The 16,147-nt window shown below is 45.1% G+C and carries 15 protein-coding genes; 4 read left to right on the forward strand and 11 right to left on the reverse strand.

Features of this window, described 5'->3' with window-relative positions; all coding sequences use genetic code 11:
• From AC3CHU_RS19755 to AC3CHU_RS19765, 3 genes are read right to left on the reverse strand one after another with little or no spacing between them, the layout of a single operon-like run.
• Nucleotides 1-594: a DUF1800 domain-containing protein gene (locus AC3CHU_RS19755; protein WP_488526267.1), complete on the reverse strand. Its 594-nt coding sequence runs from the start codon at nucleotides 592-594 to the stop codon at nucleotides 1-3.
• Nucleotides 582-827, reverse strand: a complete 246-nt coding sequence (locus AC3CHU_RS19760) for a DUF1800 family protein (protein WP_488526268.1) — start codon at nucleotides 825-827, stop codon at nucleotides 582-584. Before AC3CHU_RS19760 ends, AC3CHU_RS19755 begins: the two co-directional genes overlap by 13 nt.
• A complete protein-coding gene (locus AC3CHU_RS19765; RefSeq protein ID WP_488526269.1) occupies nucleotides 815-1,486 on the reverse strand; it encodes a DUF1800 family protein in 672 nt (223 codons plus the stop codon). Before AC3CHU_RS19765 ends, AC3CHU_RS19760 begins: the two co-directional genes overlap by 13 nt.
• Before the next feature lie 418 nt (nucleotides 1,487-1,904).
• On the opposite strand from AC3CHU_RS19765, the gene AC3CHU_RS19770 reads away from it, so the two are divergent.
• Nucleotides 1,905-2,234: a hypothetical protein gene (locus AC3CHU_RS19770; RefSeq protein ID WP_488526270.1), complete on the forward strand. Its 330-nt coding sequence runs from the start codon at nucleotides 1,905-1,907 to the stop codon at nucleotides 2,232-2,234.
• A gap of 78 nt (nucleotides 2,235-2,312) precedes the next feature.
• Here AC3CHU_RS19770 and AC3CHU_RS19775 read toward each other — a convergent pair whose 3' ends face one another.
• A complete protein-coding gene (locus tag AC3CHU_RS19775; RefSeq protein WP_488526271.1) occupies nucleotides 2,313-2,960 on the reverse strand; it encodes a glutathione S-transferase family protein in 648 nt (215 codons plus the stop codon).
• A gap of 98 nt (nucleotides 2,961-3,058) precedes the next feature.
• Between AC3CHU_RS19775 and AC3CHU_RS19780 the strand changes: the two genes are divergently transcribed.
• Nucleotides 3,059-3,910 carry a LysR family transcriptional regulator gene (locus AC3CHU_RS19780; protein ID WP_488526272.1) on the forward strand — a complete coding sequence of 284 codons (852 nt, stop codon included), beginning with the start codon at nucleotides 3,059-3,061 and terminating at the stop codon, nucleotides 3,908-3,910.
• 10 nt (nucleotides 3,911-3,920) lie between these two features.
• Here AC3CHU_RS19780 and AC3CHU_RS19785 read toward each other — a convergent pair whose 3' ends face one another.
• Nucleotides 3,921-5,381, reverse strand: a complete 1,461-nt coding sequence (locus tag AC3CHU_RS19785) for an FAD-binding domain-containing protein (RefSeq protein ID WP_488526273.1) — start codon at nucleotides 5,379-5,381, stop codon at nucleotides 3,921-3,923.
• A 110-nt stretch (nucleotides 5,382-5,491) separates the two neighbouring features.
• The gene (locus AC3CHU_RS19790; RefSeq protein ID WP_488526274.1) at nucleotides 5,492-7,282 is read right to left on the reverse strand and encodes a sigma-54-dependent Fis family transcriptional regulator; all 1,791 of its coding nucleotides are present in this window, start codon (nucleotides 7,280-7,282) and stop codon (nucleotides 5,492-5,494) included.
• A 355-nt stretch (nucleotides 7,283-7,637) separates the two neighbouring features.
• Between AC3CHU_RS19790 and exaC the strand changes: the two genes are divergently transcribed.
• Entirely contained in the window at nucleotides 7,638-9,158 is a 1,521-nt protein-coding gene (gene exaC / locus AC3CHU_RS19795; RefSeq protein ID WP_102442028.1) for an acetaldehyde dehydrogenase ExaC, read from the forward strand.
• A 143-nt stretch (nucleotides 9,159-9,301) separates the two neighbouring features.
• On the opposite strand, the gene AC3CHU_RS19800 is transcribed toward exaC, so the two are convergent.
• The 5 genes from AC3CHU_RS19800 to AC3CHU_RS19820 all read right to left on the reverse strand — a co-directional run bounded on the left by AC3CHU_RS19800 (nucleotide 9,302) and on the right by AC3CHU_RS19820 (nucleotide 13,440).
• Nucleotides 9,302-10,039, reverse strand: coding sequence for an NUDIX hydrolase (locus AC3CHU_RS19800; RefSeq protein WP_488526275.1), 738 nt, complete (start codon nucleotides 10,037-10,039; stop codon nucleotides 9,302-9,304).
• 218 nt (nucleotides 10,040-10,257) lie between these two features.
• A complete protein-coding gene (locus tag AC3CHU_RS19805; RefSeq protein ID WP_102402050.1) occupies nucleotides 10,258-10,659 on the reverse strand; it encodes a hypothetical protein in 402 nt (133 codons plus the stop codon).
• A 145-nt stretch (nucleotides 10,660-10,804) separates the two neighbouring features.
• A complete protein-coding gene (locus tag AC3CHU_RS19810; protein ID WP_012601126.1) occupies nucleotides 10,805-11,137 on the reverse strand; it encodes a DMT family transporter in 333 nt (110 codons plus the stop codon).
• Between the two features lie 160 nt (nucleotides 11,138-11,297).
• Nucleotides 11,298-12,137, reverse strand: a complete 840-nt coding sequence (gene fghA, locus AC3CHU_RS19815; RefSeq protein ID WP_488526276.1) for an S-formylglutathione hydrolase — start codon at nucleotides 12,135-12,137, stop codon at nucleotides 11,298-11,300.
• A 154-nt stretch (nucleotides 12,138-12,291) separates the two neighbouring features.
• The gene (locus AC3CHU_RS19820; protein ID WP_017064961.1) at nucleotides 12,292-13,440 is read right to left on the reverse strand and encodes an S-(hydroxymethyl)glutathione dehydrogenase/class III alcohol dehydrogenase; all 1,149 of its coding nucleotides are present in this window, start codon (nucleotides 13,438-13,440) and stop codon (nucleotides 12,292-12,294) included.
• Nucleotides 13,441-13,950: 510 nt separating this feature from the next.
• Between AC3CHU_RS19820 and AC3CHU_RS19825 the strand changes: the two genes are divergently transcribed.
• The gene (locus tag AC3CHU_RS19825) at nucleotides 13,951-16,122 is read left to right on the forward strand and encodes a metallophosphoesterase (protein ID WP_488526277.1); all 2,172 of its coding nucleotides are present in this window, start codon (nucleotides 13,951-13,953) and stop codon (nucleotides 16,120-16,122) included.
• Nucleotides 16,123-16,147: the final 25 nt, after the last annotated feature.

Here is a 16,147-nt window from a genome sequence, read left to right on the forward strand (position 1 = left end):
TTAGCCTTGAGTCATGAATTCTGGGGACATAAAGATTTGGATGAGTAGAGCCTTTAGCACATTGAGGTTATTGCGATTTGCTGTCGTCATATATTCATGAATCACACTTTTCATGCCCTCACTCATGTTATTCGCAAAAAGGTGCTTATCTATCTCGTCAATCAGGTTAGCCATGCTGTTTGAGTTTTCAGTATTTTGAAAGTGGTGCTCAAAAGTTGGGCGATTCATGTAAGCAACCGGAGGTTCACTCTCTAGTCGAGTAGCAAGGTCTGAAACCTGGCGGAAGTAGTGATATACATCATCCCAGTTGTATATTTTGAATTCTGGAGCTGCGATTCCAACAAACCTGTCGTCATTGGGAGCTTCATCGGGTTGGTAGTGATAAAATACACTTGGTGCATTGAATAGCACTCTTCGATTGCTCCAAGCATAGCTGTTTGAGAATATTTTGTTACCAGGTTTAAGGGTAAGGTTTAAAGCTCTAAATGCATGCGAGAGTGTGATCATAGGATCGCGTATCAATCCATCTTCGTTTTTCCCTGATATATAACCAGCTTGATCATCCGTAAGTATCGCTTTGATCAGCACCTGCATATTAAGTGGCTCTCTTTGAACGCTGTTGCCACGCGATAGACGTAATCTTTTGATGGGTTAGAAGTAACCATCTTCTGGATAAAAAACTTAGCCACAAATGGCGCTATATTTTGATGAGCGCATAGGGTATCCAGTAATTGGTCTAGGTCTGCTTCAGCAGTTGCATTCGCTGGAAAATCGCTGCCTAAAATCGATTTAGGTTCTGGGTTATGTAATTTTTCTATCGCACGCATGGCTGCAACCAATCGTCGTTGTGAAGATTCCACCCTGTCATTACCTTAGCTGCTTCTTCTATGTCTTCCTGCGAATATGACAGAGTCGGGTGGCCATTTGGGTCTGTAATGATTGTTCCATCCATGTTCAGAAGTGCAGGACCAATAGTAAATAGTTGCATGACTTCACGTGCAAAGTTCTCATCTGCGGCCACCCCCTCTTTAAAATTGTTGCCTCGAAATGTCAGGTATTCGCCCATAACTGGGGATGTAGAAATGATTTTGAGTAGATCTCGAAAACTGCCAAAACAGTTGTTGGCTAAGTTGTCGTAGTATTTGGATGATGCGATACGGCGATGATCTATATCCAATTGTGGGTCTCGGAAAGAGACGACAAACAGTTGAGTCAAGATGTAAGCCATACGATGACGTAACAGTGCCCCATTTTTTAGCAAGATATCTGTATAAGCCACGTTCAGGTGAACATCAGACCATTTGGGTTTGTCGTGATGTTCCTCGACGAACCTGTGTTTGTTCACCAAAGATGAACCGCCAATCTCTGTTTGTGTGTCAACCCAATTTTCAATATCACCGGCTTCAATCAGATTGTCCACATCAGTGCTTTTGAAGCCCATAGTGGCTTGAAGCAACACTTGGTGTGCTCGTTTGGTGGTAACCATGTACATACTCCCTCATATAGAATTTATGAGGATTGTACGGGGGGATTTGGTTAGTTCATGACTTTGTGCTGAAAGCTTGAAACGGTTCTTTGTTTGATAAACTTTGACGTAAATATTGAATAAACCTATGGCGTTGACTAAAAAACACCTGTTTACAGAATGGGAGTCAAAGATGTGTCATTAACTAACCATTTAGTGGTACCTACGTTAGGGGGAAGTAAAGGTTTGGTGTTTTTATTGATTTTAAGTTGTTGGTTTTAATTGATTAAGTGTTTCAGTGACTGAAACACTTGTAGGGAGTGTTACCAGTAGAAATGTGGTCATTGAAATGATATATCTAACAATTAGATCGTCTTGAACGTTTTTGCTCTTAATTATCGAATTGTATCCCGTCACCACATCTGCATATTGTGATTCAGTGTTCACAATCGACCACATTCTTGAGGATGAGGGTAACTACCACAGAATATTGAGTCTTTCCTTATTAGATAAGCGTCCTAAACTTCGAAGTACTCAAACTCATGTGTTAATGGAGATTGCCTCTCGCTCTGATGCAGTGGTTTTTGGTATGAACGCATTAAATGAATTGCCAGATTTCGATCATCGATTTGTCGATATTTATGATTTTGTCGACATCAAGCAATATCAGGTAGACCTCTATTTACTGCAACATCAGCGTACATTTACATCTGCTTCGCATCAGTGGATAGCGTCGAAGTTCTGTGAATTATTAAAGAGCATACTTTGAGAAATAACACTCTAGTAAACGTCTACACACTCAACAGTCAATGAGTCTCGAAGCCATTCGAGACTCATTCGCTCCAGACTAAACAGGTTCGCCCGCCTCGTCTTCTTCAACGATATCTTTTTCTAAACTTGCCTCTGCCAACCATTTTTGTATTGATAGGCTGTTGAGCACGCGTTGTTGATACTGCTGGGCTTTTTCAGAAAGCTCAATGCCGTAAGTTTGTACTCGGATGGCGACAGGGGCAAACATCGCATCTGCAATCGACCATTCACCAAACAACCAACCATCTGGGTATTGTTCCATTTGTGCAGACCATATTGCGTCGATGCGAGCGATGTCTTTTAGTGTGCCATCACTCAGCGTGAGCTTTCTTTTGGCTCGGCAATTCATTGGTAACTCATTTCTGATGTTGAAAAAACCAGAGTGCATTTCTGCCGAGATTGCACGGGCGAGGGCGCGTTCTGCGACGGAAGCTGGCCATGCCGCACCATTCAAATAGGCATCGTTAACGTATTCGAGAATCGCCAATGAATCCCACACAGCAACATCACCATCAACTAGGGTCGGGACTTTGGCTGTCGGTGTCACTTTCGCCAGAGTGTCGTAAAAATCTGAGGTGAACAGCTTGAGCTTGATAATGTCTGCATCGAAGTTGTAATGGTCGAATATGAGCCATGCACGAAGTGACCAAGTTGAGTAGTTCTGGTTTGCGATATAAAGCTGCATAGGTGCTTCCTTGCGTTTGGTGGGTATGCATTTGAGCTTAAGGGATTGTATTACGGCGCACTAACGGATAATTTTGATGTAATACATTAATAAAAACGATGGGTGGTGATTTCAATATGGATATTGATGCGTTGCGAGGCTTTCTCGCGTTTGTGGAGACCAGCAGTTTTACACGTGCTGCAAAGCAGAACAATCGCACCCAATCGGCCTTTAGTGCTCAGATGCGTAAGTTAGAGGAAGAACTTAACGTCACTCTGTTTCAAAAGGAAGGACGCAACCTGGTTTTGACTGAGGCGGGCTTGGCATTGCGTTCTCATGCGGAGCAGCTAGTCGCACTCCACAATACGGCATTGAAACAAGTAAAACGTTATGAGGACAAACAGCCACTGCGATTAGGTTGCCCTGAAGATTACAATGACACCATTCTTCCGAAAGTCATTCGCCTGTTACAGCAAGCAGAACCTACGTGCTCAATCCAAATATTTAGCCTGCCCAGCATTACGCTGAGAGAGTGGTTGGATGACGGCCGTTTAGATGCCGCAATTGTCACCCGAGCGCCCGACAGCGAAGAGGGGTATTGGCTGACTCATGATGTCGGAGTGTGGATTAGCAGCCCTGAGTTTGTATTTGATGGTTCTAAGCCTGTTCCATTAGCCTTGTTTCAAACAGACTGTAAATATCATGCTGCAGCAGTGAATGGTTTAACCAAGCAAGGTACTTCTTATCAGTTGCTGGCGTGCAGTAATACGGCTTCTGCGCAGCGAGCAATTGTTAAAGCGGGTTTAGCGATTGGTGCTATGGGTAAGCTCAGCGTGACTCCGGATTTAAACGTTCTTGAAGATATGCCATCGTTACCTGCGGTGGATATCGTACTGTTGTTCGCGAGTAAGCATCATCCGGTGTTGGACAAAGAGGTGCTCAATCAACTTGTTGAGTTGGACTCTGATTAGGCTTCTTTTTCTACGGCCTGACATGGCGAGCCAAAATACGGCTTCGCTCTTGTTTTACCTCGGTCAGTTTTCGCCACGACCATAAACGCACCCGCGCTTCTTTTGCGCTAGTGTCGAGATCGACGACCGGATTAAGGTAAGGGGAATTCGGTTCAAGCTCATGCATCATCACCTCCATGGGAGTCATCTTCCACGGTTCAAACAGAAGTGGAGTGGGTATGTCTGAAAGTTCTGGTACCCATTTTCGAATGAAATCTCCATCAGAATCGTGTTCTTGGGCTTGCTTGGTTGGGTTGTAAATTCGGATGGTGTTGATGCCCGTTACCCCAGCTTGCATTTGAAACTGTGGGTAGTGTATACCGGGTTCAAAATCGAGAAATAGCTGCGCTAAGTGAGTGACACCATCACGCCAGTCCATGTTCATATGATGAGTAAGAAAGCTCACCAACATAGAGCGCATACGAAAATTAATATAACCCGTATGATGTAGGCAGCGCATACCGGCGTCGACTAAGGGCACGCCCGTTAGTCCCATCTTCCATGCCTCCAAACTTGCTGGTTCTTTTACCGTTTCATTCTGTAATAGTGCTTCGTAGGCGTGATTGATGCAGCGAAATTCCATGTCGCATTCCGATTCAAATTTCTGCATGAAATGATAGTGCCAATGAAGCCTTGAAGAGAGCGCGATCAAGCTGCGACGAAACCCTGCAACTTGCCAGTGTCCCAATAGATGTTGATAAACTTCGCGCAGGGATATATTGCCCCAAGCCAAATATGGGGATAGACGTGTACAGGCATGTCGTGAAGCTTCTGGGCTTGAGATGCTGCGGTAGTAATCGCGACCACGGCGTTCAAAGAAATCGTGTAACGTTGCCCAAGCCAGTGCGCTGCCGCCCGTTTGTATGCCGTTGACTTTGGTTAACCATGCTTGTGGAGGCTCGATGGCCAACTTAAGCTCTTCAGCATCAAGGGTGTGCAGTGATTCTGTAGTTAACTGACTTTCTGCTATGGGAGCACGCATGACACTGTTCCAGTGCTTGTCCCAACCGATTCGGTCTTTTGACCCTCTAACGACCGCGCCCTGTGCGAACTCTTGCCAGTGGATGTGGTGCTCTTTAAGCCAAGTAGAAAGTTGTATGTCACGCTCAAAGGTGCAATTTAAACCTATCTCTTGATGGGAGAATACACTTTGGATGTGGTAACGAGATTGGAGCGCTTCGAAGCAGTCCATAGCACTGCCATGGAGTATTGAAATCTGATGTCCATGCTTTTTTAATGACTGGTTCATGCATTGCAGTGACTGCCAAACAAATCGCCAGTGTCGCTCAGAATAATGGGCATTGTTTAACAGCATGGGTTCGAAAATGTAGAGCAATATCGTTGGGTGTTGATCAGATAAAGCGTGTCGTAAAGGTGCGTGGTCGGTGAGTCTTAAATCTCGCTTTAGCCACACTATGTTGATTGTTTGCATCTGAGCCCTCGTTCGTTTTGATGCATTACGAATCAGAGGGCAAAATGTCTCACTGGAAGTGAATTTTATTTATTGATAACGAAAGAGGTAGCCAAGATCGTCCATGGTGATTACTGAAGAATCCCCAAGCTTTTCAGCTTTCGATAAATGGTATTGCGGCTGATACCTAGTATTCGCGATGTCTTGCTGATGTTGCCTTGGTTAGCTTGATAGGTTTGCAACAAGGTCTCTTCAACGGTACTTTTTAAATCGGACTTTGGCCTACCTTCGATGGCATTAGTTGTGATGAACTTATGATGATTATCTTGCGCTAACGACGTGAGGTGTTGAGCAAGATGGCTAGGTACATGTTCTAGCGTGAGTTGTGGTTCATCACTTGCCAATAGAGCAGCAACTTTAAGCAAGTTGTCTAATTCGCGGATATTACCGGGCCATGAATAGGCGCACAGCAAACTCATTAAGTGCGGGCAGATTGTCTGTTCGTCTTCGGCGTATTTACGATGAATGTGCTCGATTAAGGCGTGTTTATCTTGTCGGTGTTGTAGGCTTGGTAAGGTGAAGGCCAAGCCGTTTAGTCTGTAATACAGATCTTGTCGAAATTCTCCAGTTGCGACCAATTTTTCTAAGTTTTTATGTGTGGCAGCGATGATCTGACAATCGACTTGGTAGCTTTGGTTCGAACCCACAGGCACCACGGATTTGTCTTGCAGAACATGCAGTAATCGACACTGAGCCTCTAATGGCATGTCGGCGATCTCATCTAGAAATAAAATGCCTTTATCCGCTTGGCGGATCTTGCCTTGGAATCCTTTGTGGCTCGCGCCAGTAAATGCCCCCGGCGCGTAACCAAACAATTCAGATTCGATAAGATCTTTCGGTAGTGCTCCACAATTTACCGCCACGAGAGGCGAAGATTTACGCTGGCTCTGCTTGTGTAACGCTTTAACAAACTCGCCTTTACCAACCCCAGTTTCTCCTAAGATCAACAAGCTGATCCCTTTGTCGATTACCTTGTTAGCTTGCTGCCAAGCGTGTTCTATTTGTTGTTCACCATGGTGCAAGTCACATGATGCTGAGAGTGAACGCATACGCTTGGTAGTCGTTCGTTTGAGGTGCTGTTTTTCAAATACAAAGGGTGTATCTAATGAGGTTCGGTTGAACAGAGTGTCGATGCTCTCGCCGACGATCGAGGTTTGATCCAACAGTTGAGAGGCGACCTGATTGTGCGCCACAACCTCACCAGCTTCGTTGGCTATCACAATTCCTTGCCAACCACTGTGCAGCAACGATTTCTCACATGCGAGGTCGATTCGAGTAGTGCCTTGCGGGATATGACTCAGTAGCTGGTTTTCAACAAGCTGAACCATATTTTGAACCAGCAATTGCACTGAACTGTCGTGTTGTTGCTGCTCGCTAGTAATGTCTAACACGCCAACCATCTGGCCTTGGTGATCGAACACCGGGCTTGCTGAACAACTGATAAACCGATGCTGGTGGATGAAGTGTTGTTCGCCAATTATGGATACTGGTTTCGCTTCAACAATGGCGGTGCCTATCGCATTGGTGCCTTTCAGTTGTTCCTGCCAACACGCCCCAGAGCTGAGTGCAATCGAAGTTAGTTTCTCCTTAAACCGCTCTTGTCCCCAACTTGCCAGAATGACGCCCTCAATATCGGTCAGAATCAAACGACTGTCAGTGCGTGCAAACATCTGATTAAACAGAGGTAGAGCATTACGTTCGACTATTTGAATTAAGCTCGAAGATTGGTGACGTCGCTGTTTAAGAATCGATTGTGGCAGGCGAATGTCTTCGGGAAGTCGTCTCTGTTTTAGACCCGCTTCTGTGCTGCGGTGCCAAGAGGATGAAAGCCAATCTGAGGTGTTTGCTTGTTGAAGGTGCATGACTGTTCCATGTCGTAACAGTGAGGGTGTACCAATTTGGAACAGTTGAACACTGGAGTGGTTTCCATACGTCCGTTCAATGCCAACTCACTTTGGGTTGTAAACGTTTGGTAATCATAGTTTTACAATTTATTAACAACAAGTTTTGAAGTTCTGGCGTGTGATTTGCGTTGTTACTGTTGTGAAGAAAACACGAAGTATCAGTGTTTTAAACAGAAAGTATAAACATGGTGGCTCTCTTCTTACGAGCTTTCTTCTCACGTGATCTCTTCTCAAGGGAAGCCGCCATGCAAGCTCGACAACATAATCTCAACAACGAATGAACAACGACTAAAAATCAAAGAAGGATCTAACTATGATTTACGCACAGCCGGGTAGTGATAACGCAGTGGTTAACTTTAAAGCGCAATACGATAACTTTATCGGTGGCGAGTGGGTGAAACCTGTTAGCGGCGAGTATTTTGATAACACTTCCCCAGTGAATGGTCAGGTGTATTGCCAAGTGGCGCGCTCAACCGAGGCGGACATTAGCTTGGCACTCGATGCCGCGCACGCAGCTCGTGCAAGTTGGGCGGCGACTAGTGTGACAGAACGTTCGAACATCCTGCTCAAAATTGCCGATCGCATTGAAGCAAACCTAGAAGAAATCGCAGTCGCCGAAACTTGGGAAAACGGCAAGCCTGTGCGTGAAACCTTAGCAGCAGATATCCCTTTGGTTGTCGACCACTTCCGTTACTTTGCAGGTTGTATTCGAGCACAAGAAGGCAGCGCAGCAGAGCTAGATTCAAACACCGCAAGCTACCACTTCCCAGAACCGATTGGTGTGGTGGGGCAGATCATTCCCTGGAATTTCCCGATTTTAATGGCGGCTTGGAAATTGGCACCAGCACTTGCTGCGGGCTGTTGTGTGGTGATGAAACCAGCCGAACAAACACCGACATCGATTTTGGTGATGATGGAGAAGATCGCCGATCTTCTACCTGCAGGCGTGGTCAACATCGTGAATGGTTTTGGTAGCGAAGCAGGCCAAGCATTAGCAACTAGTGATCGTTTGGCTAAGTTGGCGTTTACTGGCTCAACTGAAGTTGGACATCATATTCTGAAATGTGCGGCTGAAAGCTTGATTCCATCAACGGTTGAGCTTGGCGGTAAGTCTCCAAATATCTATTTCCCAGATATCTTTAATCATGAAGACGATTACCTAGATAAGTGTGTCGAAGGCATGCTGCTTGCGTTCTTCAACCAAGGTGAAGTGTGTACCTGTCCATCACGTGTGTTGATTCATGAATCGGTATACGACAAGTTCATCGCGAAAGTGGTCGAGCGTGCTCAAACTATTAAACAAGGTAACCCGCTAGATACCGATACTCAGGTTGGTGCACAAGCTTCAAAAGAGCAGTTCGATAAGATCTTGAGCTACCTAGAAATCGGTCGTCAAGAGGGTGCGAAAGTGCTGACCGGTGGTGAAATAGCGCAGCAACCAGATGATCTCGGCAATGGTTACTACATTCAACCGACCATGCTGGAAGGGCACAACAAGATGCGTGTGTTCCAAGAAGAGATCTTCGGCCCTGTTATCGCGGTAACCACCTTTAAAGACGAAGCAGAAGCACTAGAGATCGCGAATGATACCGAGTATGGCTTGGGCGCAGGCGTGTGGACGCGTGATGCAAACCTAGCGTATCGCATGGGGCGCAACATTGAAGCGGGTCGTATTTGGGTGAACTGTTACCACGCTTATCCAGCACATGCCGCGTTTGGTGGTTACAAGAAATCAGGCATTGGTCGTGAGACACATAAGATGATGCTCGACCACTACCAAAACACTAAGAACCTGTTGATCAGCTACGATACTAATCCGTTGGGCTTCTTCTAATACAGGTTCGCTCTAAAAATATGAGAATGAATCATAGGTACAAAGAATAACTAACAACGCAGTTGGCTTAATTAAGAAAAACAAAAGCTAGAAACCAAAACACCCAACTCATTTGAGTTGGGCGTTTTTATGTTTGAATTGGTCTAGCTTTTCGAAAAGAAGATCTCGGGCTTGTGGACAGGGCCATAGTTGCCTTCTAGCTGAGTGAGCTCTAAACCTTGCTTTCCGATCAGAGTACCGACCAACTGGCGGTTAAACGGGTAGCTGTTGGGGTTGTTAATATACTCTTCAACATCAATCCATTTAGCTTCTGCAATTTCATCAGTATCTTGAATCGCGATATCTTGAGTTTGAGCGATAAGGTGACAAATAAAGTAGAGGTTTGATTTACCGAATTGATACGGGTGTCTTGTCGCCATGCCAACCACAGAAACGAACGTTGCCTCGATACCGGTTTCTTCCAATGTTTCCCGAACTACCGATTCTTCAATGCCTTCACCCAACTCAATATGGCCGCCAGGTAACTTGTAGCCAGTCATACCGTGCTCTTTAATCATCAGCACTTGGTTATGTTCGTTGGTGATCAACGCGCCAGCGCCCAAGGTGTGGGTCGGAATGAAAGGCACAAATTCTACCATCTCGGATTTATGAATCAGTGTAATCTCGTCTTCTAAGCAGTTGTGAAACACGAAGCCTAGCTCAGTCGCTACCGGAATAAGGTGCGAGACTGAAATAGGCAAACTAATCCAAATAATACCTTTGTTATTTTGCTTTGAAAATTCGGTGATCTCGCTAAGTTCGGCATTGAATGAGTCAGCATCGTGAGGGGCTGTTGCTGGGTCAATGATGATGCCGTTAAATTTGTCGAGCGTAAATTCCACGAGTGATCCTTTATTATTTTTGATTTATAGGGAGTCGAACATAGGTGGAGCTTATAACATCTTAAGGGCTTATAAAACCTGCTCTGCTTGTAGCATTTTTAAGAGCAAGGCAGTGATGGGTAAAAACTGAGGGAGAGTGTAAAGCGGGCGGCTTGAAACAAAAACTGCGCTTGGAAGCCAAAACGCAGTCTGAAAATAAATCTTATCTAAGGTTTACTCTAACGAATATAGTTTGCATCAACACTTACGTACCAGTGCTGAAGCTTGCCGTCGGCCTTTTTGATCCACAAATCGTTGGTGTAGCTTTCGATCTTGCCGTTAACCGTTAAATTGAACGTGTTCTCGTCGAATTCGCCAAGCTTCACGAACTGGTCTGTGGTAATCAAAAACGGGTCCATGTCGTCCACGCCAACCACATCAGAAATCACATAGTAGTGGTAGGTCAGCGGCTTGCTCGCATCATTCGGGTTGCTGCGATACGCCACAAGCTTGAACGGTTCCGTTAATGGAACATCGAGCGTTTGTTTGTCCATGGTCGCTGGAATCGGGATAAACAGCCAAGCGGTAAACAGACCGCTCAATAAAACCATCAGGAAGAAAAGAGTCTTAATTGCTTTCATAGCAACCTTCAAAATAGGTGATGTTGAAGACGCTATGGTAACAGGTTTGATTTGCTGATTGTAAGAGTATGAATAAGTGAAGGCGACACCTGTCTGTTAGGAAGTTTGAATGAATTGACACACTGTTAATAAGTCACTATCTACACTAGTGTGAGTGACCTTGAGATAGGTTGATCATCACAACACCTGCCGCCACAAATAACATACCAACCCACACCATAGTATCGAGGTGCTGGCGGTAAACAAACGTAGAAATCAAGCTCACGGTGACGATAGCCAAGCCCGCCCACAAAGAGTGAACCACACCTACAGGCATCCCTTTCATTGCTTGGCTCAAAAATAGAAATGCCGCCAAGTGTCCTGAAATCACCAATAGAGCAGGGATGGGTTTAGACAAACTGAAACCGTCGGTTGCTTTAAGTGCTACGTGAGAAAGTGCTTCCGCCATCACGCCCATCATTAAGAAAAACCAGCTCATAGTCGTACCTTTTAGTTGTATTGTTTTTTTTGGTATAGCGGAGTGTTTGAAAGAGTGAATCTTTGTTGTTGCTATTACGTAGCAGCGGTCTCGCCCAAACAGCAGGCACAAAGAAGCCCACACCTCACGCTTTTGCAAGGTGTGGGCTAAATCGGTGTGACTACTTGTTCAGGTAAGCTGCGTGGAACTCAATATGCTCATCAATAAAGCTAGAGATGAAGAAGTAGCTATGGTCGTAACCTGGCTGCATACGTAGCTCTAAATCGGCATTGGTTATCTTAGCGGCTTCGACTAATTGCTCAGGCTTAAGCTGTTCAATCAGGAAGTTATCGGCTTCGCCTTGATCAACCAACATTGGCAGCTTAGTGCCTTTGGTTTTTAGAAGCTCAGACGCGTCGTAATGTTTCCACTCTTCAATATCTAAGCCCAAGTATTGGTTGAAGGCTTTTTGTCCCCAAGGGCATTGCATTGGGTTGGTGATTGGGCTGAATGCCGAGATAGAACGGTAGCTATCTTCGTTCTTGATGCCAATCGTTAGGGCACCGTGTCCGCCCATGCTGTGACCTGAAATGGATTTCACAGACGTTACTGGGAAGAAAGATTCAATCAAAGCTGGGAGCTCTGTTACCACGTAATCGTACATATGGTAATGGCTGTCCCATGGTGCTTGAGTGGCATTCACATAGAAGCCTGCACCTTGGCCTAAGTCGTAGCTTTCAATGTCGGCAACACCTTCACCACGTGGGCTAGTGTCTGGTGCGACAATCGCGATACCTTGTTCAGCCGCAGCTTTGAACGCGCCGGCTTTTTGCATGAAGTTTTCATCGGTACAGGTTAAGCCTGATAACCAATACAAAACAGGAACTGGGTTTTCTTTACTTGCATTAGGTGGCAAGAAAATCGCAAAACGCATGTTGCAGTCAAGCGTTGCAGAAAAGTGGGTGTATTGTTTGTGCCAACCACCAGCAACCTTTGCTTGGCTAATGTTTTCGATTGTCATCTATTGTGCTCCGTTAGGTTGATGGTTTGGGGAATAACGTGTCTATATCATCTAAAGTTTCACCACCCACCGGGCAGGAGGTGGTGAAGACAGTTTGTTGCTTTTCATTTATAGCTTTGGCCTAGATGCTCGAAAGAACCGAGGCCAAGGAGAATTACTTATCCATGTGTAGAACAGTACGGATAGATTCACCTTTGTGCATTAGGTCGAATGCTTCGTTTACGTCTTGCAGACCCATAGTGTGAGTGATGAACTCTTGAAGACCAAACTCACCCGCCATGTAACGGTTTACGATTTCTGGAAGCTCAGAGCGGCCTTTAACACCACCGAAAGCAGAACCACGCCATACACGACCAGTCACTAGTTGGAATGGACGAGTTGCGATCTCTTGACCTGCACCTGCAACACCAATGATGACTGATTCGCCCCAACCTTTGTGGCAGCACTCAAGTGCTTGACGCATCACGTTTACGTTGCCGATACACTCGAAAGAGTACTCAACACCGCCGTCTGTCATCTCTACGATAACGTCTTGGATTGGCTTGTCGAATTTAGTCGGGTTGATGCAGTCAGTCGCGCCAAGCTGTTTTGCTAGCTCGAATTTGCTCTCGTTGATATCTACACCGATGATGCGGTCAGCACCAGCCATGCGAGCACCAATGATTGCAGAAAGACCGATACCGCCTAGACCGAATACAGCAACGTTGTCGCCTTTTTCAACTTTAGCTGTGTTCAGTACCGCGCCCATACCCGTTGTTACACCACAACCTAGAAGACAAACTTCTTCAAGTGGTGCTTCTTTGCTTACTTTCGCTAGAGAGATTTCTGGAAGTACTGTGTACTCAGAGAAAGTAGAGCAACCCATGTAATGGAAAATTGTTTCGCCGTTAATAGAGAAGCGGCTTGTACCGTCTGGCATTAGGCCTTTGCCTTGCGTTTCACGAACCGCTTGGCATAGGTTAGTTTTACCAGATTTACAGAACTTACATTCGCCACATTCAGCTGTGTAAAGTGGGATAACGTGGTCGCCAATCTCAACACTTGTAACGCCTTCGCCGATCATCTCAACGATGCCGCCACCTTCGTGACCAAGAATAGAAGGGAAGATACCTTCTGGATCGTCACCTGATAATGTGAATGCGTCAGTGTGACAAACACCAGTAGCAACGATGCGAACTAGAACCTCACCAGCTTTAGGAAGTTGTACATCAACTTCTTCCATTTTTAGTGGCTCGCCAGCTGCCCATGCAACCATAGCTTTTGATTTGATATGAGTTTGACCAGGTTTAATTTCGATTGTCATTGGATGCTTCCTATATATGTCAGTACAGCGGATAACTGTGCAATTAGCTTCAACCCGTTAAGAGTAGTTGAGCTTAATTGTTTCCGCTCTCTCGTTTTGTTGGAGCTAGTATAGGTGTGAGCATGAGTTTTGATAATCCCCTTAAATTGAAAATGATTATTACGTATTTGTAATAGTTAGTATAAAGATCTGCTCTGCGTTCCCAGTAATTACTTTATTCAGATCTAGTCGGGTTTTGATGGAGGGCTACTTATCCAAATAGTCTGAATGCATAGTTATCATTGATGTTTGAGTGGTTGTGTTATGGCAGCTTATATATTAATAACTGATTCCTACGATAGAGTTATCAATACTTATAATCGTTACTAACTAATTGAATTTTAATGATTGAAGCAATGTCGCATAAGAACTCTGCATACGACGTTTTGTAAGATATCAGAAACAATAGTGTCATTTTACTCACCTAATCTCCTCGCCAAATTTTGAGTTCTAACTTTTTGGGAAGAGAAAATGAAAAAGAGTACATTGACCGTACTGTCAGGCTTGATAGCAGCCACATTAGCGGGTTGTAATTCAAGTTCGCCAAGTGACGACAGCGGTAATCTAGAGAGTGCAGTGCAAGTCGCATTCATGCCTGATATCCATTTTCATGACGTTTACGGTGATTTTAAAGACGGTTCGTTCGCTGGGCTCTACAACTCAGATAGTGGTGAGTATGCGACAATTCGAACGATGGAGTCGCAGATGAACTCTACTCGTCTGTTCAATGAAAACTACTTTGCGATGATCGCAGCACTTGATGATGTGGTTGAGCGTGGCGTGAAATACGTAGCCCTGCCGGGTGACTTCAGTGACGACGGCCAGCCGATTCATATGCGTGGCTTGGTTAGCATTTTTGATCACTATCGCGATACGTACGGCCTTGAGTTTTTCGCCGCCCCAGGCAACCACGATCCAGTTCGCCCATTTACAATCCCAGCAGGTAAATCTGATTACCTAGGCGAAGGTGGTAAGAATCAGCGTATCTATAGCCGCGGTAAAGAAGAGTGTGTTGGCTATGATGATGAGTGGACAACCATTCCCGGTGAAGGCGACAACCTAGCAACCATATGTACTGAAGAAGTACGTGAATGGGGCTATGAAGAGATCATGAGTATCCTTGGTACTCACGGTTTCTATCCTCAGCAAGATTATCTCTACTTTGAAACGCCTTACAGTAGTGACCAAGCTCGTGCTAACTACAGCTATGACTTAGCTAAAGAAGAAGCAGCGTTTGACAAACGTATGTACGAGATCTGTTACGAAGGCACTGGAGGCAGTTACAAAGAGAGCGGTTACTCAAGCTGTTCTGAAGTGCCTGATACCAGCTACTTAGTAGAGCCTGTGAAAGGACTTTGGTTGTTGGCAATCGACGCGAATGTTTATCGTCCCAAAGAAGGTTCGTCTGATAGTTCTTTAGATGGAAACACGTTTGATGGCTCAAGCAGTGCTGGCTACAACATGATGCTGACCCACAAAGAACATGTGATCGATTGGATCTCTGATGTAGTAAAAGCAGCGAAAGAACAAAATAAGACTCTGGTCTCTTTCTCACACTTCCCAATGACCGATTTCTACAACGGTGCCTCTGAAGAGATTGAAGATTTGTTTGGTGAAGGAAGCCATCAATTGGCTCGTGAACCAGATGACAATACCAGCCGAGCATTGGCAGCGACTGGTTTAAACATTCACGTTGGCGGTCACATGCACTTTAATGATACGGGTAAGAAGAGCTTCAATATTGATGGTGTTCAACACACACTCTTCAACATCCAAGCGCCATCGCTAGCGGGTTACATCCCAGCTTACAAGCTGCTGAACATTCGCCCGGATAACCAAATCGAAGTTGAAACCGTCGTTATCGATCAAGTTAAACGTTACAACGAGCTATTCAGTCACTATGAAGAAGAGCATGAATATCTTACTCAAGCTGCAATCGGAGACCCAGAAGCACAAGCGAAAATCTGGAACAAAGATATTTTGGATTCAGAGAGCTACTACGAACTGACTGATTGGCATATCCGTGAGTTAACGCGTCTGCGTTTCCTTCCTAGTGATTGGCCAATCGAAATGCGTGAAATGATCATGCGCATGAACGGTGAAGATATGATGATCATGTCTCAGCTAGAAACCAATTTTACGGTTTGTCAGCTAGTTGATGAAATGAATTATCCAGTCGAGGGTTGTGTTGTAAATGGAGTAGAAGACTACGAGCAATTTAAACAAGACTGGCAAGCAGCGAAAGTTGAAGCTGACGCTATTGCATCTCAAGAAGGTCTAGTGCTTGAAGATTTCGCAACATGGGAAGGTGAAACTCTTGCAACCGACTTCTACCGACTACGTAATGCAGACGAACTGGCGTTCCGTGATATCGGTGAAACACAACTGCGCCAATACGAGTTGCTAAGCCGAGAGCTTTCAGAGTTTGATGGCACGGTGGATTCAGATCTGGGTGACCTTGGCCAATATACCGTTGGTGAAGTGTTCCGCTCACGTTTCGGCAGCTTGTTCGTGATTCTTGAAAAATTCGCAACAGGTCAAGCGAGTGATCACTTCTTGATTGATATCGACCAACAAACTTTGACGGATCTGAAAGGTGAAGTTAAGCGCGATATTTTAAGAGGCTCTACGTCAGCAAACTAAGTTTCATTGCTTTGTTATAGCTGAC

It is taken from the genome of Vibrio sp. QJM3NY_39 (assembly GCF_057785895.1).

Bases quoted from the DNA above. Each gene is read 5' to 3' on its own strand.
- AC3CHU_RS19755 (WP_488526267.1), bottom strand. From the start codon at position 594: ATGCAGGTGCTGATCAAAGCGATACTTACGGATGATCAAGCTGGTTAT.
- AC3CHU_RS19760 (WP_488526268.1), bottom strand. From the start codon at position 827: ATGCGTGCGATAGAAAAATTACATAACCCAGAACCTAAATCGATTTTA.
- AC3CHU_RS19765 (WP_488526269.1), bottom strand. From the start codon at position 1,486: ATGGTTACCACCAAACGAGCACACCAAGTGTTGCTTCAAGCCACTATG.
- AC3CHU_RS19775 (WP_488526271.1), bottom strand. From the start codon at position 2,960: ATGCAGCTTTATATCGCAAACCAGAACTACTCAACTTGGTCACTTCGT.
- AC3CHU_RS19780 (WP_488526272.1), top strand. From the start codon at position 3,059: ATGGGTGGTGATTTCAATATGGATATTGATGCGTTGCGAGGCTTTCTC.
- AC3CHU_RS19785 (WP_488526273.1), bottom strand. From the start codon at position 5,381: ATGCAAACAATCAACATAGTGTGGCTAAAGCGAGATTTAAGACTCACC.
- AC3CHU_RS19790 (WP_488526274.1), bottom strand. From the start codon at position 7,282: ATGCACCTTCAACAAGCAAACACCTCAGATTGGCTTTCATCCTCTTGG.
- exaC (WP_102442028.1), top strand. From the start codon at position 7,638: ATGATTTACGCACAGCCGGGTAGTGATAACGCAGTGGTTAACTTTAAA.
- AC3CHU_RS19805 (WP_102402050.1), bottom strand. From the start codon at position 10,659: ATGAAAGCAATTAAGACTCTTTTCTTCCTGATGGTTTTATTGAGCGGT.
- AC3CHU_RS19810 (WP_012601126.1), bottom strand. From the start codon at position 11,137: ATGAGCTGGTTTTTCTTAATGATGGGCGTGATGGCGGAAGCACTTTCT.
- fghA (WP_488526276.1), bottom strand. From the start codon at position 12,137: ATGACAATCGAAAACATTAGCCAAGCAAAGGTTGCTGGTGGTTGGCAC.
- AC3CHU_RS19820 (WP_017064961.1), bottom strand. From the start codon at position 13,440: ATGACAATCGAAATTAAACCTGGTCAAACTCATATCAAATCAAAAGCT.
- AC3CHU_RS19825 (WP_488526277.1), top strand. From the start codon at position 13,951: ATGAAAAAGAGTACATTGACCGTACTGTCAGGCTTGATAGCAGCCACA.